This is a genomic window from Streptomyces sp. NPDC048002, assembly GCF_040653275.1.
GTDB lineage: Bacteria > Actinomycetota > Actinomycetes > Streptomycetales > Streptomycetaceae > Streptomyces.
In genome coordinates, this window is the sequence record NZ_JBEZNL010000003.1 from 96,805 (window position 1) to 120,677 (window position 23,873).

Here is a 23,873-nt window from a genome sequence, read left to right on the forward strand (position 1 = left end):
GAACGGCCCCTCACGCGCACGTGGGGGGCCGTTCCGCGGCACGGCGCCTCAGTCCACGAACGCCGCCCGCACCGCGTCGTACTCCCGCGTCCACCACACCACCAGCGCCGAGGCGGCCGGGAACTGCGGGTCCGCGCGGCTGTCCCCGCGCTCGTAGCGCCAGCGCAGCATCCAGAAGTCGTTCAGCCGCTCCCACCACACCCGGTGCACGGCCGCCGCCAGCTCGGCGGCGTCGGCGCCCGCGGCGCTCCGGTACGCCCGCGCGTAGGCCCGCACCTTCGGCAGGTCCAGGGTGCCGGCGGGCCGGACGAAGAAGATCGCGGCGGCCCGGACCGCCTCCTCCGCGCGCGGCTGCACCCCGAGCCGGTCCCAGTCGACGATCGCCGCGGGCGCGTCCCCCCGGTAGAGCAGGTTGAAGGGGTGGAAGTCGCCGTGCACCCAGCCCACCGGGCCGCCGCCGGACGGTCGCCGCCCGGCGTGCCGCTCCAGCAGCACGCGCCGTTCCAGCAGCCGGTGGCGGGCCAGCTCGTCGAAGGCGTCGACCGGGCGGTGCCGGCCGACCCGGCCCAGCAGCTCCTCGATGAGCGCGAAGGTGTCCTCGGGGTCGGCGCTCACCGCGGGCGCCCGCCCCCGCGGCGGCATCACGCGCCGTGGCATCACGCGCTCAAGCCCCGCGTGCACCGCCCCCAGCAGCCCGCCGAGCCTGCCGCACTGCGCCGGGGTGAGCTGGCCGCCGTGCCGGTGCCCGCCGTCGATCCAGGGGTGCAGGGCGTAGGCGTGGCCGCCGACCACCGCGACGGTGCCGCCGTCCCGCCCGGACAGCGGTGGCGCCACGGGGACGCCGAGGTCGGACAGACGGCGGGTCGCCCGGTGCTGGCGGGCGATGGCCGCGGGGTCGGCGGTCTCGGGGTCGAAGTGGTGCTTGAGGAAGTACCGGCCGCGGGTCGTGCGGAGCCGGTAGCCGCGGTTGAGCAGCCCCTGGTCGACGGGCTCGCAGGTGACGGCGCGGCCGGCCGCGTACTGGCGCAGAAGGGCGCTCAGTGGGGGCGCGTGGGGTAAAGGGGGTGGTACACAAGGGCGCTGCACGCGGCAGATGCTAGGGCACGGATGAGGCCTGTGAGCTGGGCGTTGTCACGGAACGTCAACGATGTTCACTTGTGGTCACCAATCGCTCTCCAAGCGGCTTTCCGGGGACATCCGCTCCGCGACGGGCGGCGACTGGTGCACAGTGCGCCGCTCCGCGCCGGGTGAAGTCTTCCGGTGACCTGGGTGCGCGGGATAACGTGCCGTTGCTCCGGCCTCCTGCAAGGCTGTGACCAGCACCCTTCGAGCCGCTCGCGATTTACTTGGAAATCCAAGCAAAATCGCAGGTCAAATGGGGTTTCACAGAAATGTGGAGCACTGGGTAACGTGATTGTTGCAGGGCGCTCGCCGGGGCACCTGTCACGCCTGTTCCGGCCGAGTGACACCCACCCCGTGCACGGGTGTCGGACCAGGTGAGCCGCACTGGCCTTCCCGGCAACCCCGGGGGCCGGACCGACGGAGGAGCACACGTGACCGTGGAGAGCACTGCCGCGCGCAAACCGCGACGCAGCGCCGGGACCAGGAAGTCCCCGAGCACCAAGCCCGAACTCGTTCAGCTGCTGACGCCCGAGGGCAAGCGCGTCAAGAACGCCGAGTACGACAAGTACGTCGCCGACATCACCCCCGAAGACCTGCGCGGGCTCTACCGCGACATGGTGCTCACCCGCCGCTTCGACGCCGAGGCCACCTCCCTCCAGCGTCAGGGCGAGCTGGGCCTGTGGGCCTCGCTGCTCGGCCAGGAGGCCGCCCAGATCGGCTCCGGCCGGGCCCTGCGCGACGACGACTACGTCTTCCCGACCTACCGCGAGCACGGCGTCGCCTGGTGCCGCGGTGTCGACCCCACCAACCTGCTCGGCATGTTCCGGGGTGTGAACAACGGCGGCTGGGACCCCAACGGCAACAACTTCCACCTCTACACGATCGTCATCGGCTCGCAGACGCTGCACGCCACCGGCTACGCGATGGGCGTGGCCAAGGACGGCAGCGACGGCGCCGTGATCGCCTACTTCGGCGACGGCGCCTCCAGCCAGGGCGACGTGGCGGAGTCCTTCACCTTCTCGGCCGTCTACAACGCGCCGGTGGTGTTCTTCTGCCAGAACAACCAGTGGGCGATCTCCGAGCCCACCGAGAAGCAGACCCGCGTCCCGCTCTACCAGCGCGCGCAGGGCTACGGCTTCCCGGGCGTCCGGGTGGACGGCAACGACGTGCTGGCCTGTCTCGCGGTCACCAAGTGGGCGCTGGAGCGGGCCCGCCGCGGCGAGGGCCCCACGCTGGTCGAGGCGTACACCTACCGCATGGGCGCGCACACCACCTCCGACGACCCGAGCCGCTACCGCGGTGACGAGGAGCGGGTGTCCTGGGAGGCCAAGGACCCGATCCAGCGGCTGCGCCAGTACCTGGAGTCCGCCCACCAGGTGGACGAGGGCTTCTTCGCGGAGCTGGAGACCGAGTCCGAGGCGCTCGGCCGCCGCGTGCGCGAGGCGGTCCGCGCGATGCCCGACCCGGACCACTTCGCGATCTTCGAGAACGTCTACGCGGACGGGCACGCGCTCGTCGACGAGGAGCGCGCCCAGTTCGCCGCCTACCAGGCGTCGTTCGCGGACGCCGAAGGGGGCAAGTGACATGGCCGAGAAGATGGCACTCGCCAAGGCGATCAACGAATCCCTGCGCAGGGCCCTGGAGTCCGACCCCAAGGTCCTCATCATGGGGGAGGACGTCGGCAAGCTCGGCGGCGTGTTCCGGGTGACGGACGGACTCCAGAAGGACTTCGGCGAGGAGCGGGTCATCGACACCCCGCTCGCCGAGTCCGGCATCGTCGGCACCGCGATCGGCCTGGCGCTGCGCGGCTACCGCCCGGTGGTGGAGATCCAGTTCGACGGCTTCGTCTTCCCGGCCTACGACCAGATCGTCACCCAGCTCGCCAAGATGCACGCCCGCTCCCTGGGCAAGGTCAAGCTCCCGGTCGTCGTCCGCATCCCCTACGGCGGCGGCATCGGCGCGGTCGAGCACCACTCGGAGTCCCCCGAGGCGCTGTTCGCGCACGTGTCCGGACTGAAGATCGTCTCCCCGTCGAACGCCTCCGACGCCTACTGGATGATGCAGCAGGCGATCCAGAGCGACGACCCGGTGATCTTCTTCGAGCCCAAGCGGCGCTACTGGGACAAGGCCGAGGTCAACACCGAGGCGATCCCCGGCCCGCTGCACAGGGCGCAGGTCGTCCGCGAGGGCACCGACCTCACCCTGGTCGCCTACGGCCCGATGGTGAAGCTCTGCCAGGAGGTCGCCGCCGCGGCCGCCGAGGAGGGCCGCTCCCTGGAGGTCCTGGACCTGCGCTCGGTCTCCCCGCTCGACTTCGACTCCATCCAGACCTCGGTGGAGAAGACCCGCCGGCTGGTGGTGGTCCACGAGGCGCCGGTGTTCTTCGGCTCCGGCGCGGAGATCGCCGCCCGGATCACCGAGCGCTGCTTCTACCACCTGGAGGCTCCGGTGCTCAGGGTCGGCGGCTACCACGCCCCGTACCCGCCGGCGCGCCTGGAGGAGGAGTACCTGCCGGGCCTGGACCGGGTGCTCGACGCCGTCGACCGTGCCCTGGCGTACTGAGGAGAGGGTCGTGACGACGATGACGGAAGCGTCCGTACGCGAGTTCAAGATGCCGGACGTCGGTGAGGGCCTCACCGAGGCGGAGATCCTCAAGTGGTACGTCCAGGTCGGTGACACGGTCACCGACGGCCAGCCGGTGTGCGAGGTCGAGACGGCCAAGGCCGCCGTCGAACTGCCCATCCCCTACGACGGGGTGGTCCGCGCGCTGCACTTCCCCGAGGGCAGCACGGTGGACGTCGGTACGGCGATCATCGCCGTGGACGTGTCGGGCGGCGCCGCCCCGGCCGAGCCCCCGGCCCCGGCCGCCGTGCCCGAGACGCCCGAGGCGGAGGAGGAGAAGCCCGCGGGCCGCCAGCCGGTGCTCGTCGGCTACGGCGTGGCCCAGTCCTCCACCAAGCGCCGCCCGCGCAAGGGCACCCAGGTGCCCGCCCAGGAGAACGCGGCGGCCCAGGCGGTGCAGAGCGAGCTGAACGGGCACGGCCCGGTCGCGGCGAAGGAGCGTCCGCTGGCCAAGCCGCCGGTGCGCAAGCTCGCCAAGGACCTCGGGGTCGACCTCACCACGGTGGTCCCGTCCGGCCCGGACGGCATCATCACGCGGGCCGACGTGCACGCGGCGGTGGCGGTGCCCGAGGCACCGGCACCCGCGGTGGCCGCCCCGGCCGCCCCGGCCCCGGCGGCTCCCGTCGCCGCCCCGGCGCCGGTGGCGGCGCACGACGGCGCCCGCGAGACCCGGGTCCCGGTCAAGGGGGTCCGCAAGGCCACGGCCGCGGCGATGGTCGGCTCGGCGTTCACGGCCCCGCACGTCACCGAGTTCGTCACGGTCGACGTGACGCGCACGATGAAGCTGGTCGAGGAGCTGAAGCAGGACAAGGACATGCAGGGGCTGCGGGTCAACCCGCTCCTGCTGGTCGCCAAGGCCCTGCTGGTCGCCATCAGGCGCAACCCGGACATCAACGCCGCCTGGGACGAGGCGAACCAGGAGATCGTGGTCAAGCACTACGTCAACCTGGGCATCGCCGCGGCCACCCCGCGCGGTCTGATCGTGCCGAACATCAAGGACGCGCACGCCCAGACCCTGCCCCAGCTGGCCGCGTCCCTCGGTGAGCTGGTGTCGACGGCCCGGGAGGGCAGGACCTCGCCCGCCGCGATGCAGCACGGCACGGTGACCATCACCAACGTCGGCGTCTTCGGCGTCGACACCGGCACCCCGATCCTGAACCCCGGTGAGTCGGCGATCCTCGCGGTCGGCGCCATCAAGCTCCAGCCGTGGGTCCACAAGGGCAAGGTCAAGCCCCGTCAGGTCACCACACTGGCGCTCTCCTTCGACCACCGCCTGGTCGACGGCGAGCTGGGCTCCAAGGTGCTCGCCGACGTGGCGGCGGTCCTGGAGCAGCCCAAGCGGCTGATCACCTGGGCCTAGCGAAACGGAAGGGGCCCGCCGCGATGTCTCGCGGCGGGCCCCTTCGCGCTGTGCGGTCAGTCCTGCTGGGCGCCCGGGGGCAGCGTGCGCAGCTGCATCGTCGACGCGGTCGTCGCGCCGAAGGAGTAGTCCATCAGCTTGGCGGCGTCGGTGAAGCGGTTGGCGTCGTTGAGCAGCACGCCCACGACCGACTTGCCGTTGCGGGTGCCGGCGAAGACCAGGCAGGGCCCGGCCGGGGTGTTGGTGCCGGTCTTCACACCGGTCGCGCCGCTGTAGGAGCCGAGCAGCTTGTTGGTGTTGTACCAGGTGTAGGTGCGGGTGGCGCCCGTGCTGGACGTGGCGTACTGCACCGTCTTGGTCTTCTTCACGATGCCCGCGAACGTCGAGTACTTCATCGCGCTGCGGGTGAGCTTCGCGAGGTCGCGGGGCGTCGTGTAGTTCGTGTTCTGCGTGGAGTTGCCGTCGAACGAGTCGAAGTGCGTCCTGGTCAGACCGAGCGCCTCGGCCTTCTTGTTCATCTTGGCGATGAAGTTCTTGGTGCGGGCGGCGACGGTGGTGCCGGTGCCGAACTTGTCGGCGAGCGCCATCGCGGCGTCGCAGCCGGAGGGCAGCATCAGCGCGTGCAGCAGCTGGCGGACGGTGACCTTGTCACCGGTCTTCAGGTCCGCGGAGCTGGCGCCCTGGGCGGCGACGTAGTCGCGGTAGGACTGCTTGACGGTGACCTTGGTGTCGAGGTTCACGCCCTCGATCGCCAGCACGACCCGCGCCGTCATGATCTTGGTGGTGCTGGCCATGGGCAGCTTGGTGTCCGGGGCCTTGCTGTACAGGGTGGAGCCGGTCGTGCTGTCGAGCATGAAGGCGCCCTTGGCGGTGACCGTCGGTGCGGTCGCGGCCTGCGCGGGCGCCGCCAGGGCGCCGCCCGCCAGCAGCGCGCCGGTCGTGACCACGACGGCGGCGGCTCGGCGGACTCTTACGCCCTTGATGCCGGTTATCACTATGGATGCTCCGAGGATGCGAAGTGGGGTGAGGGAACAGTGGGTTGACGGGGTTACGGGGTCGTCGCCCCTGGGACGACGAAGGGCCCGCCGGTGGTTGCGGCGGGCCGTCGTCCTGTCCTGCACGGATGTCAGCTGATCTTGGCGTAACCGTAGTTGATCATCTTCTGCACGTCGGCCGTGCGGTTCGCCGCCGAGGAGGAGGTGAGGACCGCGCCCATCACGGTCTCGCCGTTCTTCGTCGCGGCGAAGACCAGGCAGTACTTGGAGGACGTGCCCGAACCCGTCTTGACGCCGAGCGTGCCGTTCCAGCCGAGCAGGGTGTTGGTGTTCGTCCACGCGCCCATGGTCCGGGTGGAGCCGGAGCTGGTGATCGTCTTGGCCGTGTACGACTTGGTCTTCACGACCGACTTGAACGTGGAGGACTTCATGGCGCTGCGGGCGAGCAGCGTCAGGTCCTTCGCCGTCGAGTAGTTCGAGCCGTTGCTTATGCCGTCGAACGAGTCGAAGTGCGTGTTCGTCATGCCGAGCTGCTTGGCCTTGCTGTTCATCTTGGCGATGAAGTTCTTGGTGCGGGCCGCGACCGTCGAGCCGGTACCGAACTTGTCGGCCAGCGCCATCGCCGCGTCGCAGCCGGAGGGCAGCATCAGCCCGTACAGCAGCTGGCGGACGGTGACCTTGTCGCCGACGATCAGGCGCGCCGAGGACGCCCCCTTGGACACGATGTAGTCGCTGTACGCCTTCTTGATGGTGACCTTGGCGTCCAGGTTCAGGTTCGACTGCGTGAGCACGACCTTGGCGGTCATGATCTTCGTGGTGGAGGCGGTCAGCCGCTTGGAGTTGGGGTCCTTGTACCAGAGCGTCTTACCGGTCGTGCCGTTCATCAGGTACGCGCCCTTGGCGGTGACGGTGGGCGTCGCCACGGCCTGGGCCGGTGCCGCGGTGATGGCTGCCGTGGCGAACATCGCGCCCGTGGTGAGCGCGACGGCCGCCGCCCTGCGGATGCGGACGCCGTTGCTGGCGGTTATCAACACAAATACCCCGAATTAGTCGAATGCCCCTGATGCGCGGCCGAGTTGAAAGGGGAAAAGAAGGTGGGGCCGCACGTGTTTGACACGTAAGTAGCACAGAAGGTTGTGCGGTCGCTGGGGTGAATGTGTCCGTTGGCGAAGAGGCCGCGCCCGGGGTCCGCATCCTGGACGCCGCTCCTCATGCGTACGTGTTGTATCTATGATGTGCGCATGCCGTCAGCCCCACCCGCTCCCGCCCCTGCCCCCCTCAAGCAGCCGCCCGCCGCCGACCGTGTCTACGCCCACGTCAAGCAGGGGGTCCTGGACCGTCGTTACGAGGGCGGCACGCTGCTCACCGAGGGCGAGCTGGCCGAGGCCGTCGGTGTCTCCCGCACCCCGGTCCGGGAGGCGCTGCTGCGCCTGGAGGCGGAGGGGCTCATCAAGCTCTATCCGAAGAAGGGCGCGCTGGTGCTGCCGGTGTCGGCGCAGGAGATCGCCGACGTCGTCGAGACCCGGCTGCTGGTCGAGGAGCACGCGGCACGCAAGGCGGTGCCCGCGCCCGCCGGGCTCATCGACCGGCTGACCGAACTCCTCGCGCGGCAGCAGGCCGAGGCCGCGGCGGGCGACCTGGCGGCGGCCGCCGTCACCGACCGCTGCTTCCACGCCGAGATCGTCCGCAGCGGCGGCAACGAGATCCTCGCCCGCCTCTACGACCAACTCCGCGACCGACAGCTCAGGATGGGCGTCGCCGTCATGCACTCGCATCCCGACCGGATCGCCAAGACCCTCGCCGAGCACGAGGAGATCCTCGACGCCCTGCGCTCGGGCGACGCGGACCGGGCCGTCGCCGTCGTCCACCGGCACGTCGGCTGGTTCTCGCACCTGGCCCGGGGCGAGGTCCGATGAGCACGGCCACGCTTCCCGGCGACCCTCCGGGCGGGCGGCGCGCCCTCGCCGTGTGGGGGATCGGCGTCTCGGTCTACTTCGTCGCCGTCATCTTCCGGACCTCGCTCGGCGTCGCCGGCCTCGACGCGGCCGACCGCTTCGAGGTGAACGCCTCGGCGCTGTCCACGTTCTCGATCCTGCAACTGCTCGTCTACGCGGGCATGCAGATACCCGTCGGACTGCTGGTCGACCGGCTCGGCACCAAGAAGGTGCTGACCATCGGCGTGGTCCTGTTCACGGCCGGACAGCTGGGCTTCGCGTTCTCCCCGACCTACGGCACGGCCCTCGCCTCGCGGGCGCTGCTCGGCTGCGGCGACGCGATGACCTTCATCAGCGTCCTGCGGCTCGGCACCCGCTGGTTCCCGGCCCGGCGCGGACCCCTGATCGCCCAGCTCGCGGGCCTCGCCGGCATGGCCGGCAACCTGGTCTCCACGCTGGTCATCGCCCGGCTGCTGCACGGCGTCGGCTGGGAGGCCGCGTTCGCCGGCAGCGCGTTCGCCGGAGTGGTCGTCCTGGTCCTGCTGGTGCTCTTCCTCAAGGACCACCCCGAAGGCCACGAACCCGAGCCCGTCCCGCACCGGGGCGCCGCCTACGTCCGCCGTCAGATCGCCGCCTCCTGGCGGGAACCCGGCACCCGCCTCGGCCTGTGGGTGCACTTCACCACCCAGTTCCCGGCGATGGTCTTCCTGCTGCTGTGGGGCCTGCCCTTCCTGGTCGAGGCCCAGGGCCTGTCCCGCGCCACGGCCGGTGAACTGCTCACCCTCGTGGTCCTGTCCAACATGGTCGTCGGCCTGGTCTACGGCCAGCTCGTGGCCCGGCACCACGGTGCCCGGCTGCCGCTCGCGCTCGGCACCGTCGGGGCGACCGCCCTGGTGTGGGCGGTCACCCTCGCCTACCCCGGCGACCACGCCCCGATGTGGCTGCTCGTCGTGCTGTGCACGGTGCTCGGCGCGTGCGGCCCCGCCTCCATGCTCGGCTTCGACTTCGCCCGCCCGGCCAACCCGCCCGAGCGTCAGGGCACCGCCTCCGGCATCACCAACATGGGCGGCTTCGTCGCCTCCATGACGACCCTGTTCGCCGTCGGCGTCCTCCTCGACGCCACCGGCGACGACTACACGGTCGCCTTCTCCGCGGTGTTCGTCCTCCAGGCGCTCGGCATCAGCCAGATCCTCAGGCTGCGGGGGCGGGCGGCCCGGCGGGAACGCGAGCGCCTGGTGGCGAGCCGGGTGGAGACGGTGCACGTCCCGGTGTGAGGGGGCCCGTCGGAGGGGTTGGGTTGTTGACGGGGCCCGTCGGGGTGGTTGGTTCGATGACGGGGCCCGTCGGGGTGGTTGGTTCGATGACGGGGCCCGTCGGGGTGGTTGGTTCGATGACGGGGCCCGTCGGGGCGGTTCAGCCGGCCGGGACCAGGGTCAGGAAGGCCAGGCCCAGGACGCCCCGGTAGTGCATCCACTGGGACCGGTGCCGGTCCAGGCGCTCCCGGGCGGCGTCCGCCTCGGGATGGCCGGGGTGGGCGGCTAGCCAGACCTCCGCGTCCGCCTGGTAGGCCGACTCGAACTCCTCCCACTCGTCGCGGTTCGCGGTCTCCGTCCACTCGGGCCGGAAACCGGCGGCCACGGCGGCGTCCAGCAGCGCCGCCAGGTCGTAGTGGTCCGAGACGGCCGCACCCGGCCACATCCCGGCCAGCTCCCGCTCCGTGGGCGTCCGCTCCCAGAAACCCTCGCCGAGCACCACCCGCCCCCCGTCCCGGACCAGCCCGCGCAGCGCCCGCAGCGCCTCCACGGTGTGCTCCGGCGCCGGCGCGCCGCTCAGCGCGTGACTGGACCCCAGGCACAGGACCAGGTCCGCCGGGTCCGGCCCGTCGCCCCCCGGCCCGTCGCCCCCCGGCCCGTCGCCCTCCCGCGCGGACTCCTCCCGGAACTCGACCCGCCCCGCCAGCCCGCGCGCCTCGGCCGCACGCCGGCCGCGGTCCAGGTCCTCGGCGTTGATGTCCACACCGACACCCTTCGCACCGGGCGCCGCGGCGAGGATCCTCAGCAGCAGCTCGCCCCACCCGCAGCCGATGTCCAGCACGGTGGCCGGCTCGCGGCGCGCCAGCCGCCGGACCATGCGCTCGGCCCTGCTCTCCGACAGCGGATTGTGGAACGCCAGTTCGGTCAGGCGCGGCGGCCCGTCGACGTAATCACTCATGCGGGGCAGGCAAGCACCGGGCGGCGGGTCGCCACAACGCCTTTTCGCCGGTGTCCTACTGCGTCACCTGGAAGTTGCGCAGGATCGCGGCCGTCAGCGCCGGGTCGCCCTCCGTCTTGATCCGGTCCGCGACCGCGTCCGCGCTCACCCGCCCGCAGGCCAGCCGTACGTACGTCTCCCAGTCCAGGGTCAGCGTCGCGGCGGGCCCGAGCGCGGGCGCCGTCTCCACCGTCCCCCGGCCCTGGATGTCGACGCGGACGGTGCGCAGGAACTCCACCGGCCCGTGCACGTCCAGCACGATCGCCGAACTGCGCGGTGCCTCCGCCTTGTTCGCGATGACGTCGGGCAGCGCCTCCAGCAGCACGTCCCGGGCCACGTGCGCGCCCGGCGAGTCGAGGTTGCCGGGCCGGCCGAGCGCGTGGCGCAGATCCTGCTCGTGGGCCCACACGTCGAACGCGTGTCCGCGCATGGCCTCTTCGAGGGTGATCTCGCTGCCCAGCTGGCCGCGCACCTTGGTACCCGGGTCCCGGGACTCGTTCCGCAGCTGACGGTTGCGGCGGATGATCGTGTACTCCAGCTCGGAGGTCATCTCCGGCGCCGTGTGGTGGCGGCGCACGTCGACCTGCATCTCCATGTACCGCTGGTGCTCGTTGGTGACGTGGAACAGGTCGCGCGGGAGCGTGTGGATGGGCCGCGGGTCGCCGAGCATCTCGCAGTCCAGGCCGATGACATGGGAGACCACGTCACGGACCGACCAGCCGGGGCACGGCGTGCGCCGGTTCCATTCGCCCTCGACGAGGGGCGTGACCAGTTCGGATATCGCTTCGATGGAGTGGGTCCACGCGTCGGCGTAGGGCTGGAGGGTGGGATGCAGACTCACGGAACGGGACCCCTCGGCGGTCGGTACACGGGCAGGTGGTGGCGGCGATGCCAGTGGGAGGTGGCTGTCGGCGGGTGTCTTGAGACGCTAAGTTACGCTGCTGAGAGGCACCCCGGCAGTGCTTTCGTGTGACGATCGTAGGCCCGTGTGGACGGCTCGAATGCCAGGACGGTGGTAGTGTGCGCGCCTCTCTGATCCAGATCGCCGTAGACGAGGGTGAATCGGTCGAATCCCGTCGCGCGCGGGTCGCCTCCCTGGTACGGGAGCAGGCCGGCGCCGATCTGGTCGTCCTGCCGGAACTGTGGACCACCGGTGCCTTCGCCTACGAGGAGTTCGGCCGGCACGCCGAGCCGCTCGACGGGCCGACCCACGAGGCGATGGCGAAGGCGGCGAGCGACGCGGGCGTCTGGCTGCACGCGGGCTCCATCCCGGAACGCGCGCCCGCCGGCGCCGACGAGGACGCGGCCGACCTCTACAACACCTCGCTCGTCTTCTCCCCCTCCGGTGAGCTGGCCGCCACCTACCGCAAGATCCACCGCTTCGGCTTCGACAAGGGCGAGGCCGTCCTGATGAGCGCCGGACGCGACCTCGTGACGGTCCGGCTGCCCGGAACCACGCTCGGCGTGGCCACCTGCTACGACCTCCGCTTCCCCGAACTCTTCCGCGGCCTCGTCGACGCCGGTGCGGAGACCCTGGTGATCCCGGCGGGCTGGCCCGAGCGCCGCCGCGGGCACTGGACGCTGCTGGCCCAGGCGCGCGCGGTGGAGAACCAGGCGTACGTGCTCGCCTGCGGAACGGCCGGGACGCACGCGGGAGTTCCGCAGGCGGGTCATTCGATCGTGGTGGACCCCTGGGGCGAGGTCCTCGCCGAGGCGGGCGCCGGCGAGGAGATCCTCACCGTCGACTTCGACCCGGCGAGGGTCGCCACGACCCGGGAACAGTTCCCGGCCCTGAAGGACCGCGTCCTGTGACGGACCTCGTGCCGTAAGGACCGTGTGGCGTAAGGACCCGTGTGCCGTAAGGACCGCGTGCCGTAAGGGCCGGACTCCGTGACGGGAGGTCAGCCCTCCCGCTCCTTCTCCGCCAGGTGGATCACGCACACCGTCACCGCGATCAGCAGCGCCGGGTCCGCGTCCTCCCGTACGACGTCCACGCCGTAGGTGTCACGGATGTGCAGCCACCGGCGGGAGATCACCGCGAGGAGTTCGCCCTCGTACTCGACGGCGAACTCCCGGTCGAGGATCTTCCCGCTGACGTCCAGCTCGGTGCTGCCGTCCGCCAGGGCCACCCGGTAGTGGTTGCGCAGCAGCGACAGCCGTTTGCGGCGGACGGTGGCCAGCGGCTCGTCGTCCCGCTCGATCAGCATCGTGCCCCGCAGGGCCAGCATCTTCTGCCGGATGTCGATCAGGACCCGGCCCTGCCGGTCCTTCAGCTCGAAGGTGTCCCGCAGCCGCATGGCCTTGCCGTCGACGAGGAACACCTTCTCTCCCCGGTCGTCCTCGATCCAGTAGTCGTCACCGAAGCCGAGGAGCCGGTCGCGCACGAGGAATCTCATGACACCAGGGGTTCCCCCGCACGCGGTCCGAAACGCCGCCGGTAGGCCGACGGGCTGAGCCCGGTCTCCCGCCGCAGCCGCGCCCGCAGGTTCGCCGCCGTGCCGAGCCCGCTGCGCGCCGCCACCACGTCCAGCCGCTCCTCCCCGCGCTCGATCAGCCGGCAGGCCAGCGCCACCCGCTCCCCCGTCAGCCAGGCCAGCGGGGTGGTGCCCAGCTGGCTGCGGAACCGCCGGTGCAGCGTCGCCGGTGACACCGCCGCCCGCGCCGCGAGATCCGCCACCGTCAGCGGCTCGCCCAGCCGCTCCTGCGCCCACGCCAGCAGCGGGCCCAGCGAGTCGTCCGCCACCTCGGGCACCGGCCGTTCCACGAACTGGCGCTGCCCGCCGTCCCGGTGCGCGGCGAACACCAGCCGCCGCGAGACGGCGTTGGCGATCTCGGCGCCGTGGTCCTGCCGGACCAGGTACAGGCCGAGGTCCAGGGCGGCGGCACTGCCCGCGGCGGTCAGGATCCGGCCCTCGTCCACGAAGAGCACGTCGGGCTCCAGGCGCACCCGCGGGTGCAGCGCGCGGAAGGTGTCGGCCCACATCCAGTGCGTGGTGGCCCGCAGCCCGTCCAGCAGACCCGCCTCGGCGAGCGCGAAACTGCCGGTGCAGAAGCTCAGGATCCGGGCCCCGCGCGCGTGGGCGCGGCGCACGGCGTCCAGCACGTCCCGCCCGCGCGGTACGACGTTGTCGGGGCGTCCCGGTACGACCAGGGTGTCGGCTCCGTCCACGGCGTCCAGGCCGGGCGTGCCCGTCAGGGTGAAGAAGCCGTGGTTCATGCGCACCGAGGGCGTCGGCGTGCACAGCGTGACCTCGTACAGCGGAGCGGCCGGGCCCAGTTCGGGGCGGGGCAGCCCGAACAGCTCGGTCGCCACGCCCACCTCGAACGGGTTGGTGGCCTCGTCGACGATCACGGCCACCCGGTGCGTGGCCCGGCCCGCCGCCCGCTGAGAGGATTCTTGCGCCATGTGCGATTCCTAGCACTCGTGCCCGGCCCGCGGCCACCCGCACGATGACGTCATGACACCGGAACCCGTCTCCCTGCCCGCCGCCCTGGCCTCCTTCACCGAGCGGTGGAGTCCGCGCATCGCCACCACGGTCAACGACTACGACGTGCGCGTCACCCACGTCGAGGGCGAGCACCTCTGGCACGTCCACGACGACACCGACGAGTTCTTCCTGGTCCTCGACGGCGAACTGCACATCTCCCTCAGGGAGCCCGCCGGCGAACGCACGGTCGTCCTGCCGCCCCTGTCCGTCTTCACCGTCCCCCGCGGCACCGAGCACAAGCCCTACGCGCCGGTCCCCACCGACATCCTCCTGCTCGAACCCTCCGGCACCTCGACCGTCGGCGACCGCCACGAGGCCGTCCCGTCCCACGTGGACGTGACGACGGGCCACGCGCTGCACTGACGCGCCCGTCAGCCGCCGCCGACCGGGTGCTCCACCCGGTGGCGGAGGTAGGGGTCGGGGTGGGACCGGGCCGGCGTCACCGCGGTCTCCACCAGCCCGTGCAGCTCCGGCGGGTGGAACGACTTCCACAGCGGCAGCCCCGGCAGCAGACAGCGCCGTACGTCCAGGTCCTCGTTGCCGACGAACTCCCGCAGCGCCGTGGCGTACCACTCGGCGGACACGTCCGGGCCGCCCTCCTCGGGTACCTGCGCGGCGGCCCGTACGAGCGGCGTCCGCGGCGGCAGGGCCGACGAACCGCGAAACACCTCCCGCGCATCCCCCGTCCGCCCCGGCAACGCCATGAAGCTCCGCGCCGCGCCCTCGTCGCCCACCCCTGCTCCCCCTGCCGCAGCCATCCGGCCTCCCACAGGCCCGGATGGCAAGCTTGGCACCATGAACGCCTCCGCCCCCACCCCCCGCCGCCGCGTCCGTGTCCGCGCTCCCGAGCTGACCGGCAAAGGTGGCTGGCTGAACACCGGGGGGCAAGAGCTTGCTCTCGCCGACCTTCGAGGTAAGTGCGTTGTTGTTGATTTTTGGACCTTCTGTTGTGTGAACTGCCTGCACGTGCTCGACGAGTTGCGGGAGCTGGAGGAGCGGCATCCGGAGACCGTGGTCGTCGTCGGGGTGCACTCGCCGAAGTTCGCGCACGAGGCCGAGCACGGGGCGGTCGTGGACGCCGTGGAGCGGTACGGGGTGGAGCATCCGGTGCTGGACGACCCGGAGCTCGCCACCTGGAAGCAGTACGCCGTGCGGGCCTGGCCGACGCTGGTGGTCGTCGACCCGGAGGGGTACGTCGTCGCCCAGCACGCCGGTGAGGGGCATGTGCACGCCATCGAGCGGCTGGTGACGGAACTGGAGGCCGAGCACGAGGCGAAGGGCACCCTGCGCCGCGGGGACGGGCCGTACGTGGCTCCGGAGCCGGTGCCGACCGCGCTGCGCTTCCCCGGGAAGGCGCTGCTGCTGCCCGGGGGGAACTTCCTGGTCAGTGACACCACCCGGCATCAGCTGGTGGAGCTGGAGCCCGACGGGGAGACCGTCGTGCGCCGGATCGGCTCCGGTGCGCGCGGGCTGGTGGACGGCGCTCCCGGCACTGCGGCCCTCAACGAACCGCAGGGGCTGGCCCTGCTCGACGCGGGCTCGGTCGTCGTGGCCGACACCGTCAACCACGCCCTGCGCCTGCTGGACCTCGCCACCGGCGAACTGACCACCCTGGCCGGCACCGGACGCCAGTGGATGCAGGGCGACGCCACCTCGGGTCCGGGCCGCGAGGTGAACCTCTCCTCGCCGTGGGACGTGGCCGTCTGGCACGGCCGGGTCTGGATCGCGATGGCCGGCATCCACCAGCTGTGGGCGTACGACCCCGAGGACCGGACGGTCGGCGTGAGTGCCGGTACCACCAACGAGGGGCTGGTGGACGGCCCGGCGGCCGGGGCGTGGTTCGCGCAGCCCTCGGGGCTCGCCGCCACCGCCGACCGGCTCTGGCTCGCCGACTCCGAGACCAGCGCCCTGCGCTGGGTGGACCGGGACGGGACGGTGCGCACGGCCGTCGGCACCGGCCTCTTCGACTTCGGGCATCGCGACGGCAAGGCCGAACAGGCGCTGTTCCAGCACCCGTTGGGCGTCACCGCGCTGCCCGACGGCTCGGTGGCCGTCAGTGACACCTACAACCACGCGCTGCGCCGCTACGACCCGGCGACGGGCGAGGTGACCACGCTCGCCACCGACCTGCGCGAGCCCAGCGGTGCCGTGCTCGTCGGGGACGACCTGGTGGTCGTCGAGTCCGCCCGCCACCGGCTGACCCGGATCGGGCTGCCGGAGGAGGCGGTACGGGTGGAGCCGGTCGCCCACCGCACCCAGCGGGCCGCCACCGAGGTGGCACCGGGCGCGCTGACCCTGGACGTCGTCTTCCAGGCGCCGCCCGGGCAGAAGCTCGACACCCGGTACGGCCCCTCGACCCGGCTGCTGGTGTCCGCGACCCCGCCGGAGCTGCTGGCCGAGGGCGAGGGCGCGGGCACCGATCTCTCCCGCGCCCTGCGCCTCGCGCCGGGCGTCGAGCAGGGCGTGCTGCACATCTCGGCGATGGCCGCGTCCTGCGACGACGACCCGGCCAACGAGTACCCGGCCTGCCACGTGCACCAGCAGGACTGGGGTGTGCCGGTCCGCGTCGTGGCCGGCGGGACCGGCCGGCTGCCGCTGGTGCTCGCCGGGATGGACCCGCAGGCCGGATGAGCCGCCGCACCCGCACCCGTTGCCTCACCGGTCGCCGCGCGGGTCAGTGGCCGGGCTGGTGGCCGTGCTCGTCGATGACCGGGGTGGTGGGCGGCACCACCACCCGGCGGCGCCGGGCGATGCTGCTGAACGTCGTGACGCCGATCAGACCTACGATCATGAAGATCACCCCGACCAGGTCGAGGTTGATTCCCTCCATCTCCCAGTCGGTCGCGAACGTGAGTATGGCTCCCGCGGCGATGAGGATGATGCATCCACCGAGGCCCATGGCGCCTCGCCTCCCTCTGTGACGATGTCTCGCATGCGGGTACCCGGCGCCGCCCGAACTACCCCTGGAGGAAGGACACGAGGACGTTGGCGAGGAGGAACGGGTCGTCCGCGCCGCAGAGTTCGCGGGCGCTGTGCATGGAGAGGATCGCCACGCCGATGTCGACGGTGCGGATGCCGTGCCGGGCCGCGGTGATCGGTCCGATGGTGGTGCCGCAGGGCATGGAGTTGTTGGAGACGAAGGACTGGAACGGCACCCCGGCGCGCTCGCAGGCTTCGGCGAAGACCGCCCGGCCCGAACCGTCGGTCGCGTAGCGGTTGTTGACGTTGACCTTGAGGATGGGGCCGCCGTTGACCCGCGGGTGGTGCGTGGGGTCGTGCCGCTCGGCGTAGTTGGGGTGCACCGCGTGCCCGGTGTCGGAGGAGAGGCAGACGGTGCCGGCGAAGGCGCGGGCCCGGTCCTCGTAGGAGCCGCCGCGGGCGAACACCGAGCGCTCCAGGATCCCGCCGAGGAGCGGGCCGTCGGCGCCGGTGTCGGACTGGGAGCCGTTCTCCTCGTGGTCGAAGGCGGCGAGCACCGGGATGTAGGGGATGTCGGCGGTGGCGACCGCGGTGAGCGCGGCCGTCGCCGCGTGCACGGAGAGCAGGTTGTCCATGCGCGGCCCGGCGAGCAGTTCGCGGTCGCGGCCGAGGTAGGCGGGCGGCTCGACGGAGTGGACCATGAGGTCCCAGCCGGTGACCTCGCCCGGGGCGAGCCCGGTCTCCTCCTCCAGGAAGGCGATCAGGTCGCCGTCGCGCGGGGCGTCGCCGAGGCCCCAGACGGGCTGGAGGTGGCGCTGCTTGTCGAGCTTGAGGCCGTCCGAGGAGACCGCGCGGTCGAGGTGGATGGCGAGCTGGGGGACGCGCAGCAGGGGACGGTCGACGTCGACGAGCCGGGTGGAGCCGTCGCGCAGGGTCAGCCGGCCGGCGAGGCCGAGGTCGCGGTCGAGCCAGGAGTTGAGCAGGGGACCGCCGTAGATCTCCACGGCGACCTGGCGCCAGCCGTGCGCACCGGTGTCGGGCAGTGGCTTGACGCGCAGGTTGGGCGAGTCGGTGTGGGCGCCGATGATGCGGAACGGGGTGTGCGGCGCGGCGCCCTCGGGCACGTACCAGGCCACGATCGCGCCGGCGCGCACCACGTACTTGCCGCCGCTGGACCCGTCCCAGGCGTCCGTCTCGGCGACCTGGCGGAACCCGGCCTTCTCCAGCCGCTCGGCGGTGTTCGCCACGGCGTGGTACGGCGACGGACTCGCCGCGAGGAAGGTCATGAGGTCGTCGGTGTGGCCGCGGTCGAAGCGGGAGGGTTCGCTCATGGGGTTCACCTTAACGACGTACCAGGGCCCGCCCCCCGTTGATGAGGGGGCGGGCCCTGGTGGGAAAGGGGAGTTGGGGCTAGAAGGCCGCTTCGTCCAGCTCCATCAGGTCCAGGTCGATGCCCTGGGCGAGCTTGCGGGCGCCGGTGACGCCCGGCAGGACGTTGGCCGCGAAGAACTTCGCCGCCGCGATCTTGCCCTGGTAGAACGCCTGGTCCTTGGCGGAGGCGGTCTCCAGCTTCTCGGCGGCCACCGCGGCGCCCTTGAGCAGCAGGTAGCCGACGACGACGTCACCGGAGGCCATCAGCAGGCGGGTGGTGTTCAGGCCCACCTTGTAGATGTTCTTGACGTCCTGCTCGGTGGCCGCGAGGTCGGTCAGCATCAGGCCGACGATGGCCTCCAGCTCGACGGCGGCCTTGGCGAGGTGCTCACGGGCCGGGGCGAGGGACTCGCCGCCGGTGCCGAGGGCGAGGAACTTCTTGATGTCCTCGGCGAGGGAGTTCAGCGCGGCGCCCTGGTTGCGGACGATCTTCCGGAAGAAGAAGTCCTGGCCCTGGATCGCGGTGGTGCCCTCGTACAGGGTGTCGATCTTGGAGTCCCGGATGTACTGCTCGATCGGGTACTCCTGGAGGAAGCCGGAGCCGCCGAAGGTCTGGAGCGACTGGGCGAGCTGCTCGTAGCCCTTCTCGGAGCCGTAGCCCTTCACGATCGGCAGGAGCAGGTCGTTGAGGGCGTGCTCGGCCTTGGCGTCCTCGCCGGTGGCCTCCTTGACGGCGATGGCGTCCTGGACGGAGGCGGTGTAGAGGACGAGGGCGCGCATGCCCTCCGCGTACGCCTTCTGCGTCATCAGCGAGCGGCGCACGTCGGGGTGGTGGGTGATGGTGACCTTGGGCGCGGCCTTGTCCAGGAAGTTCGCCAGGTCGGGGCCCTGGACGCGCTCCTTGGCGTACTCCAGGGCGTTGAGGTAGCCCGTGGAGAGGGTGGAGATCGCCTTCGTGCCGACCATCATGCGGGCGAACTCGATGATGCGGAACATCTGGCGGATGCCGTCGTGCTTGTCGCCGATCAGCCAGCCCTTGGCGGGGTGCTGGTCGCCGAAGGTCATCTCGCAGGTGTTGGAGGCCTTCAGGCCCATCTTGTGCTCGACGTTGGTGGCGTAGACGCCGTTGCGCTCGCCCAGCTCGCCGGTCTCGAAGTCGAAGAGGTACTTCGGGACGAGGAAGAGGGACAGGCCCTTGGTGCCGGGGCCGGCGCCCTCGGGGCGGGCGAGGACGTAGTGGAGGATGTTCTCCTCCATGTCGTGCTCACCGGAGGTGATGAAGCGCTTCACGCCCTCGATGTGCCAGGAGCCGTCCTCCTGCTGGATCGCCTTGGTGCGTCCGGCGCCGACGTCGGAGCCCGCGTCGGGCTCGGTCAGCACCATGGTGGAGCCCCAGGTCCGCTCGACGGCGATCTGGGCGATCTTCTTCTGGACGTCGTTGCCCTCGTCGAAGAGGATGCCGGCGAAGGCCGGGCCGGAGCAGTACATCCACACGGCCGGGTTGGCGCCGAGGATCAGCTCCGCGTACGACCAGATCAGGGACGGCGGGGCGGTGGTGCCGCCGATCTCCTCCGGCAGGCCGAGGCGCCAGTACTCGGAGTCCATGAACGCCTTGTAGCTCTTCTTGAAGGATGCGGGAACCGGCGCGGTGTTCGTCTCCGGGTCGAAGACGGGCGGGTTGCGGTCGGCGTCGGTGAAGGACTCCGCGAGGTCGTTCTCCGCGAGGCGGGTCATCTCCGCGAGGATGCTCTTCGCGGTGTCCGTGTCCATCTCGGCGAAGGGCCCGGTGCCGTACAGCTTGTCGCGTCCGAGCACTTCGAAGAGGTTGAACTCGATGTCCCGCAGATTCGACTTGTAGTGCCCCATGGCGACGGCTCCGTAGAGAGAGATCGGCGAGGCACTGGATCCTCGCGCTAGTTCACGTACCAACAAGTAGCTACGATGATGCTACCCGTCGGTAATATCCCGCAACCCCGATCCGGCCATCTGTGACGGTTCCCACCGGACCCGGACGGGCCGCCGGTTTCCCGGGCACCGCGGCCCCCGCTCCCGCCCGCTCGGTACGCTTGCGCCCATGTACGGATACGGCCAGCCCATGGACGGTGGCGCTGCGGGCCAGCAGTACGCCCCGCCGCAGCAGCCCATGAACGGTGGCGTCGGCGGGTACGGCCAGCAGCCGCCGCTCTACCCTGAGCCGTCCCCGCCCTCCCTCGCGGACGCGGTGCGTGCCTTCACCACCGGTCAGATGGCCGCGGAGGACTTCCAGCAGGTCTTCGCGACCTCCAAGGTGTACTGCCCGCGCGGCGACAATCCGGGCTTCCTCGCCCTGCACAACACCCAGCAGCCGGTGATCCCGATGTTCACCTCGCTGAAGGAGCTGCGCCGGTACGCGGGCAAGGAGTCCAAGTACTTCGTGATCACCGGGGCCGAGGTGATCGACCTCCTGCCGACCGGGTACGGCTTCGTGGTGGACATGGAGGGCGAGCACCGGATGGTGTTCGACGCGAAGGCGGTCGAGCAGATGGTGGAGTTCGCGATGCGCCGGATGTACGGGTAAACACCGTTTCCCGCCGTTTCCTGGCGGAAAATTCCCCCCTGTGGTTGTCACATCCATGCCATAGAGTTCCCCCGGCAGCCGCGCCCCGCACGTCACCGCCTCCCGGCGGAACACGTCCGGGTGCCGCGCGGCGCTCTCTCGTCTCCCGGCCGGGCCGGGGTCTTCTGTGGGGGTTCATCACTGTGCGTATGCGCAGCACTTCGGCCGCGACGGCGCTCGCGGTCCTGTTCAGCTCGGCGGCGCTGAGCGTCGTGGCCGCCGGACCGGCGTCGGCGGCCTCCGCCAGGGTCGGTACGCCCGGCGGCATCGTCGTGGACGGTCAGCGGGTCTTCCTCGGTGACCGCTCGGCCGGCACCGTCCTCGTCGCCGACCACACCGGCGCCCTGCTCGCCTCGGTGAGCGGTGTTCCCGGGGTCTCCGACCTCGCGCTGTCGGACGACGGCAGCACCCTGTACGCCACGGCCTCGGACACCCACGAGATCGTGGCCCTCGACGCGGCGACCCTCGACGAGAAGGCCCGCTACCCGGTCGCCACCGACACCGGGCCCGTCCACGTCGAGTTCGCCGCGGGCAAGGTCTGGTTCACCTACGGCGACCAGTGGGACGGCGACCTCGGCTCGGTCGACCCGGCGGTCGACCCGGCCACCGGTACGGACCCGGTGGCGCTGGCCCAGTTCCCGACCGAGGGAACGGGTGTCGGGATGTGGGGCCAGCCGCTGCTGGACACCGACCCGCTCCGGCCGGGCCTGCTGGCCCTCGGCGAGACCGGGCTGTCCACCGGCTCGATGGCCGTCGTCGACGTGTCGAGCGGCACGCCGCAGCTGACCGCCTGGCACGACGGCGACTACTCGCTGAACAACGGCATCGGGGACATCGACCTCGTCGCCGGCGCCGACCAGGTCCTCGTCAACGGCACCGACCGTGACGCCTACGCGGACGGCAGGTTCGCCAAGGCCGGGGCCTACCCGGCCGGACACCGGGCCGACGTCGGGCGCAGCGGCCTGATCGCCCAGAGCACCGGCACCAAGGTCGCGGTCTACCGGCCGAACGCCACGCAGCCGCTGCGCACGTACACCGCGAGCGCGGCCGACGTGGCCTGGGCCCCGGACTCCTCCCGGATCTTCGCCCTGGTCTCCGGCACCGGCGGCTACACGCTGAAGGCGCTCACCGACCCGACGCTCAACGTCCCCACCCTCACGGTCGGCGCCCCGTCGACCGCCACCCGCGCCAAGACGCTCACCGTCACCGGCAGGATCTCGGCGACGGTCGCGCTGCCCGCGGGCACGCGGCTCTCGGTCACCCGTACCGACCTGGAGAGCCCGAGCGGCAAGGCGCTGGCGCCGGTCACGGCGAAGGCGGACGGCACCTACTCCTTCAAGGACGTCCCGCCGGCCGGCGGCAAGGTGACGTACACGGTGAAGTACGCGGGCGACGCCACGCACACCGCGGTGAGCGCCTCCGACTCCGTCGAGGTCTCCCGGGCGTCGACCTCGCTGAGCCTGAACAACAACGGCAAGGTGTACGGCTACGGCGCCGACGTCAGGTTCACCGCGCACCTCGGCACGACGTACAAGAACCGCTCGGTGGAGATCTGGGCCAACCCCTACGGCTCGGACCGGCCCAACAAGCTGATCAAGAGCGGCAAGGTCAACTCGGACGGCAACATCGCCGCCTGGGTCGACATGACCCGGGACACCACGGTCACCGCGGTCTTCAAGGGCGACGCCCGCTACAAGCCGAAGTCGGTGAAGGTCACGGCGTACGGCAAGGCGAAGGTCTCCACCGCCGTCTCCAAGCACTACAAGACGGCGAAGATCGGCTCGACCACGTACTACTGGTTCCACAAGAACACCGACCCGCTGCTGACCACGACGATGAACTACTACGCGGGCCGTCAGCAGCGCTTCGACCTCCAGGTCTACTACGCCGGCCAGTGGTACTCGGCGGGCTCGGAGTACTTCCCGCTCGGTACGAACGGCAAGTCGGCCGTGACCCTGGAGGCGCCCGGTGAGTCGGGCATCCGGGCGCGGATGCGGTCGGTGTACGTCAACGGCTCGTCCGGCGACAACGTGAACTCGACGGCGTACGGGTCCTGGAAGTACCTGTACTTCAGCAACTGACGCCGTCCACGGCTCGGACGGAAGGAGCCCGGAGGGAATGCCCTCCGGGCTCCTTCTGTTAGGAGTGGCAGGAAGTTCAATGCTCAACTAAACTGGCGTCGCAAGCTGACGCACAAGGAGGCACCGACATGCCCGCAGTGACCGTCGAGAACCCGCTGACGCTGCCCCGTGTCGCCGCGTCCGCGGAGGCCGTGGCCCGTCCCGTGCTCGCCGTGACGACCGCGCCCAGCGGTTTCGAGGGCGAGGGCTTCCCGGTGCGCCGCGCGTTCGCCGGGATCAACTACCGCCACCTCGACCCGTTCATCATGATGGACCAGATGGGAGAGGTGGAGTACGCGCCGGGTGAGCCCAAGGGCACCCCCTGGCACCCCCACCGCGGCTTCGAGACCGTCACCTACATCATCGACGGCATCTTCGACCACCAGGACAGCCAGGGCGGCGGCGGCACCATCACCAACGGCGACACCCAGTGGATGACGGCCGGCTCGGGCCTGCTCCACATCGAGGCGCCGCCGGAGCACCTGGTCATGTCCGGCGGTCTCTTCCACGGCCTCCAGCTGTGGGTGAACCTCCCGGCCAAGGACAAGATGATGCCCCCGCGCTACCAGGACATCCGCGGCGGCAACGTCCAGCTCCTGACGACCCCGGACGGCGGCGCGCTCCTCCGCGTCATCGCGGGCGAACTGGACGGCCACCAGGGCCCCGGCATCACCCACACCCCGATCACGATGATCCACGCGACGGTCGCGCCGGGCGCCGAGGTCACGCTCCCCTGGCGGGAGGACTTCAACGGCCTGGCGTACGTCCTGGCGGGCAAGGGCTCGGTCGGCCCCGACCGCCGTCCGGTGCACGTCGGCCAGACCGCCGTCTTCGGCGCCGGCGGCTCCCTCACCGTCCGCGCGGACGAGCAGCAGGACTCCCACACCCCGGACCTGGAGGTCGTCCTCCTCGGCGGACAGCCGATCCGTGAGCCCATGGCCCACTACGGCCCGTTCGTCATGAACACCCGCGAGGAACTCCAGCAGGCCTTCGACGACTTCCAGAAGGGCCGCCTGGGCACCATCCCCGCGGTGCACGGCATGACCGAGGGCGGACTGTAGAAGTTCGCCGACACCCCCGTCGCCCGGGTGGGTTT

The 23,873-nt window shown here is 71.3% G+C and carries 22 protein-coding genes; 11 read left to right on the plus strand and 11 right to left on the minus strand.

What is annotated here, in order from left to right:
- Window positions 1-48: 48 nt before the first annotated feature.
- Window positions 49-1,086: a phosphotransferase gene (locus AB0E07_RS06200; RefSeq protein WP_362246998.1), complete on the minus strand. Its 1,038-nt coding sequence runs from the start codon at window positions 1,084-1,086 to the stop codon at window positions 49-51.
- Between the two features lie 467 nt (window positions 1,087-1,553).
- Between AB0E07_RS06200 and pdhA the strand changes: the two genes are divergently transcribed.
- From pdhA to AB0E07_RS06215, 3 genes are read left to right on the plus strand one after another with little or no spacing between them, the layout of a single operon-like run.
- The gene (pdhA, locus tag AB0E07_RS06205) at window positions 1,554-2,705 is read left to right on the plus strand and encodes a pyruvate dehydrogenase (acetyl-transferring) E1 component subunit alpha (RefSeq protein ID WP_362247000.1); all 1,152 of its coding nucleotides are present in this window, start codon (window positions 1,554-1,556) and stop codon (window positions 2,703-2,705) included.
- Between the two features lies 1 nt (window position 2,706).
- Complete coding sequence (locus AB0E07_RS06210; RefSeq protein ID WP_362247002.1) at window positions 2,707-3,684, plus strand: alpha-ketoacid dehydrogenase subunit beta; 978 nt, start codon at window positions 2,707-2,709, stop codon at window positions 3,682-3,684.
- 10 nt (window positions 3,685-3,694) lie between these two features.
- Complete coding sequence (locus tag AB0E07_RS06215) at window positions 3,695-5,104, plus strand: dihydrolipoamide acetyltransferase family protein (RefSeq protein WP_362247004.1); 1,410 nt, start codon at window positions 3,695-3,697, stop codon at window positions 5,102-5,104.
- Between the two features lie 56 nt (window positions 5,105-5,160).
- Here AB0E07_RS06215 and AB0E07_RS06220 read toward each other — a convergent pair whose 3' ends face one another.
- On the minus strand, window positions 5,161-6,099 hold the full coding sequence (locus tag AB0E07_RS06220; RefSeq protein ID WP_362247006.1) for a serine hydrolase: 939 nt from the start codon (window positions 6,097-6,099) through the stop codon (window positions 5,161-5,163).
- Between the two features lie 131 nt (window positions 6,100-6,230).
- A complete protein-coding gene (locus tag AB0E07_RS06225) occupies window positions 6,231-7,130 on the minus strand; it encodes a D-alanyl-D-alanine carboxypeptidase (RefSeq protein WP_362247008.1) in 900 nt (299 codons plus the stop codon).
- 210 nt (window positions 7,131-7,340) lie between these two features.
- Between AB0E07_RS06225 and AB0E07_RS06230 the strand changes: the two genes are divergently transcribed.
- Both AB0E07_RS06230 and AB0E07_RS06235 read left to right on the plus strand, forming a co-directional pair.
- Window positions 7,341-8,015, plus strand: coding sequence for a GntR family transcriptional regulator (locus AB0E07_RS06230; protein ID WP_362247010.1), 675 nt, complete (start codon window positions 7,341-7,343; stop codon window positions 8,013-8,015).
- On the plus strand, window positions 8,012-9,307 hold the full coding sequence (locus AB0E07_RS06235; protein ID WP_362247012.1) for an MFS transporter: 1,296 nt from the start codon (window positions 8,012-8,014) through the stop codon (window positions 9,305-9,307). Before AB0E07_RS06230 ends, AB0E07_RS06235 begins: the two co-directional genes overlap by 4 nt.
- A 139-nt stretch (window positions 9,308-9,446) precedes the next feature.
- On the opposite strand, the gene AB0E07_RS06240 is transcribed toward AB0E07_RS06235, so the two are convergent.
- A complete protein-coding gene (locus AB0E07_RS06240) occupies window positions 9,447-10,244 on the minus strand; it encodes a class I SAM-dependent methyltransferase (RefSeq protein WP_362247014.1) in 798 nt (265 codons plus the stop codon).
- A gap of 55 nt (window positions 10,245-10,299) precedes the next feature.
- Entirely contained in the window at window positions 10,300-11,124 is an 825-nt protein-coding gene (locus AB0E07_RS06245) for a maleylpyruvate isomerase family mycothiol-dependent enzyme (protein ID WP_362247016.1), read from the minus strand.
- 179 nt (window positions 11,125-11,303) lie between these two features.
- On the opposite strand from AB0E07_RS06245, the gene AB0E07_RS06250 reads away from it, so the two are divergent.
- Window positions 11,304-12,095 (plus strand): carbon-nitrogen family hydrolase, encoded by a 792-nt coding sequence (locus AB0E07_RS06250; protein ID WP_362247018.1) that lies wholly within the window; start codon window positions 11,304-11,306, stop codon window positions 12,093-12,095.
- An 89-nt stretch (window positions 12,096-12,184) separates the two neighbouring features.
- Here the strand turns inward: AB0E07_RS06250 and AB0E07_RS06255 are convergent, their stop codons facing one another.
- A complete protein-coding gene (locus AB0E07_RS06255; RefSeq protein ID WP_362247020.1) occupies window positions 12,185-12,679 on the minus strand; it encodes an LURP-one-related family protein in 495 nt (164 codons plus the stop codon).
- Entirely contained in the window at window positions 12,676-13,689 is a 1,014-nt protein-coding gene (locus tag AB0E07_RS06260) for a helix-turn-helix domain-containing protein (protein WP_362247022.1), read from the minus strand. Before AB0E07_RS06260 ends, AB0E07_RS06255 begins: the two co-directional genes overlap by 4 nt.
- A 52-nt stretch (window positions 13,690-13,741) precedes the next feature.
- Between AB0E07_RS06260 and AB0E07_RS06265 the strand changes: the two genes are divergently transcribed.
- Window positions 13,742-14,134: a cupin domain-containing protein gene (locus AB0E07_RS06265; protein WP_362247024.1), complete on the plus strand. Its 393-nt coding sequence runs from the start codon at window positions 13,742-13,744 to the stop codon at window positions 14,132-14,134.
- A gap of 8 nt (window positions 14,135-14,142) precedes the next feature.
- Here the strand turns inward: AB0E07_RS06265 and AB0E07_RS06270 are convergent, their stop codons facing one another.
- Complete coding sequence (locus AB0E07_RS06270; protein ID WP_362247026.1) at window positions 14,143-14,529, minus strand: hypothetical protein; 387 nt, start codon at window positions 14,527-14,529, stop codon at window positions 14,143-14,145.
- Window positions 14,530-14,566: 37 nt separating this feature from the next.
- Between AB0E07_RS06270 and AB0E07_RS06275 the strand changes: the two genes are divergently transcribed.
- Window positions 14,567-16,402 carry an NHL domain-containing thioredoxin family protein gene (locus AB0E07_RS06275; protein WP_362247029.1) on the plus strand — a complete coding sequence of 612 codons (1,836 nt, stop codon included), beginning with the start codon at window positions 14,567-14,569 and terminating at the stop codon, window positions 16,400-16,402.
- Between the two features lie 43 nt (window positions 16,403-16,445).
- Here AB0E07_RS06275 and AB0E07_RS06280 read toward each other — a convergent pair whose 3' ends face one another.
- The 3 genes from AB0E07_RS06280 to AB0E07_RS06290 form a co-directional block, all read right to left on the minus strand.
- Entirely contained in the window at window positions 16,446-16,670 is a 225-nt protein-coding gene (locus tag AB0E07_RS06280) for a DUF6458 family protein (protein ID WP_362247031.1), read from the minus strand.
- A gap of 58 nt (window positions 16,671-16,728) precedes the next feature.
- The gene (locus AB0E07_RS06285) at window positions 16,729-18,021 is read right to left on the minus strand and encodes a M18 family aminopeptidase (RefSeq protein ID WP_362247033.1); all 1,293 of its coding nucleotides are present in this window, start codon (window positions 18,019-18,021) and stop codon (window positions 16,729-16,731) included.
- Between the two features lie 79 nt (window positions 18,022-18,100).
- Complete coding sequence (locus AB0E07_RS06290; RefSeq protein WP_362247035.1) at window positions 18,101-19,927, minus strand: acyl-CoA dehydrogenase; 1,827 nt, start codon at window positions 19,925-19,927, stop codon at window positions 18,101-18,103.
- Between the two features lie 208 nt (window positions 19,928-20,135).
- Here AB0E07_RS06290 and AB0E07_RS06295 point away from each other — a divergent pair, with 208 nt between their 5' ends.
- The 3 genes from AB0E07_RS06295 to AB0E07_RS06305 all read left to right on the plus strand — a co-directional run bounded on the left by AB0E07_RS06295 (window position 20,136) and on the right by AB0E07_RS06305 (window position 23,838).
- A complete protein-coding gene (locus tag AB0E07_RS06295; protein ID WP_362247037.1) occupies window positions 20,136-20,618 on the plus strand; it encodes an SseB family protein in 483 nt (160 codons plus the stop codon).
- A 188-nt stretch (window positions 20,619-20,806) separates the two neighbouring features.
- Window positions 20,807-22,738 carry an Ig-like domain repeat protein gene (locus AB0E07_RS06300; RefSeq protein ID WP_362247039.1) on the plus strand — a complete coding sequence of 644 codons (1,932 nt, stop codon included), beginning with the start codon at window positions 20,807-20,809 and terminating at the stop codon, window positions 22,736-22,738.
- Between the two features lie 128 nt (window positions 22,739-22,866).
- Window positions 22,867-23,838, plus strand: coding sequence for a pirin family protein (locus AB0E07_RS06305; protein WP_362247041.1), 972 nt, complete (start codon window positions 22,867-22,869; stop codon window positions 23,836-23,838).
- Window positions 23,839-23,873: the final 35 nt, after the last annotated feature.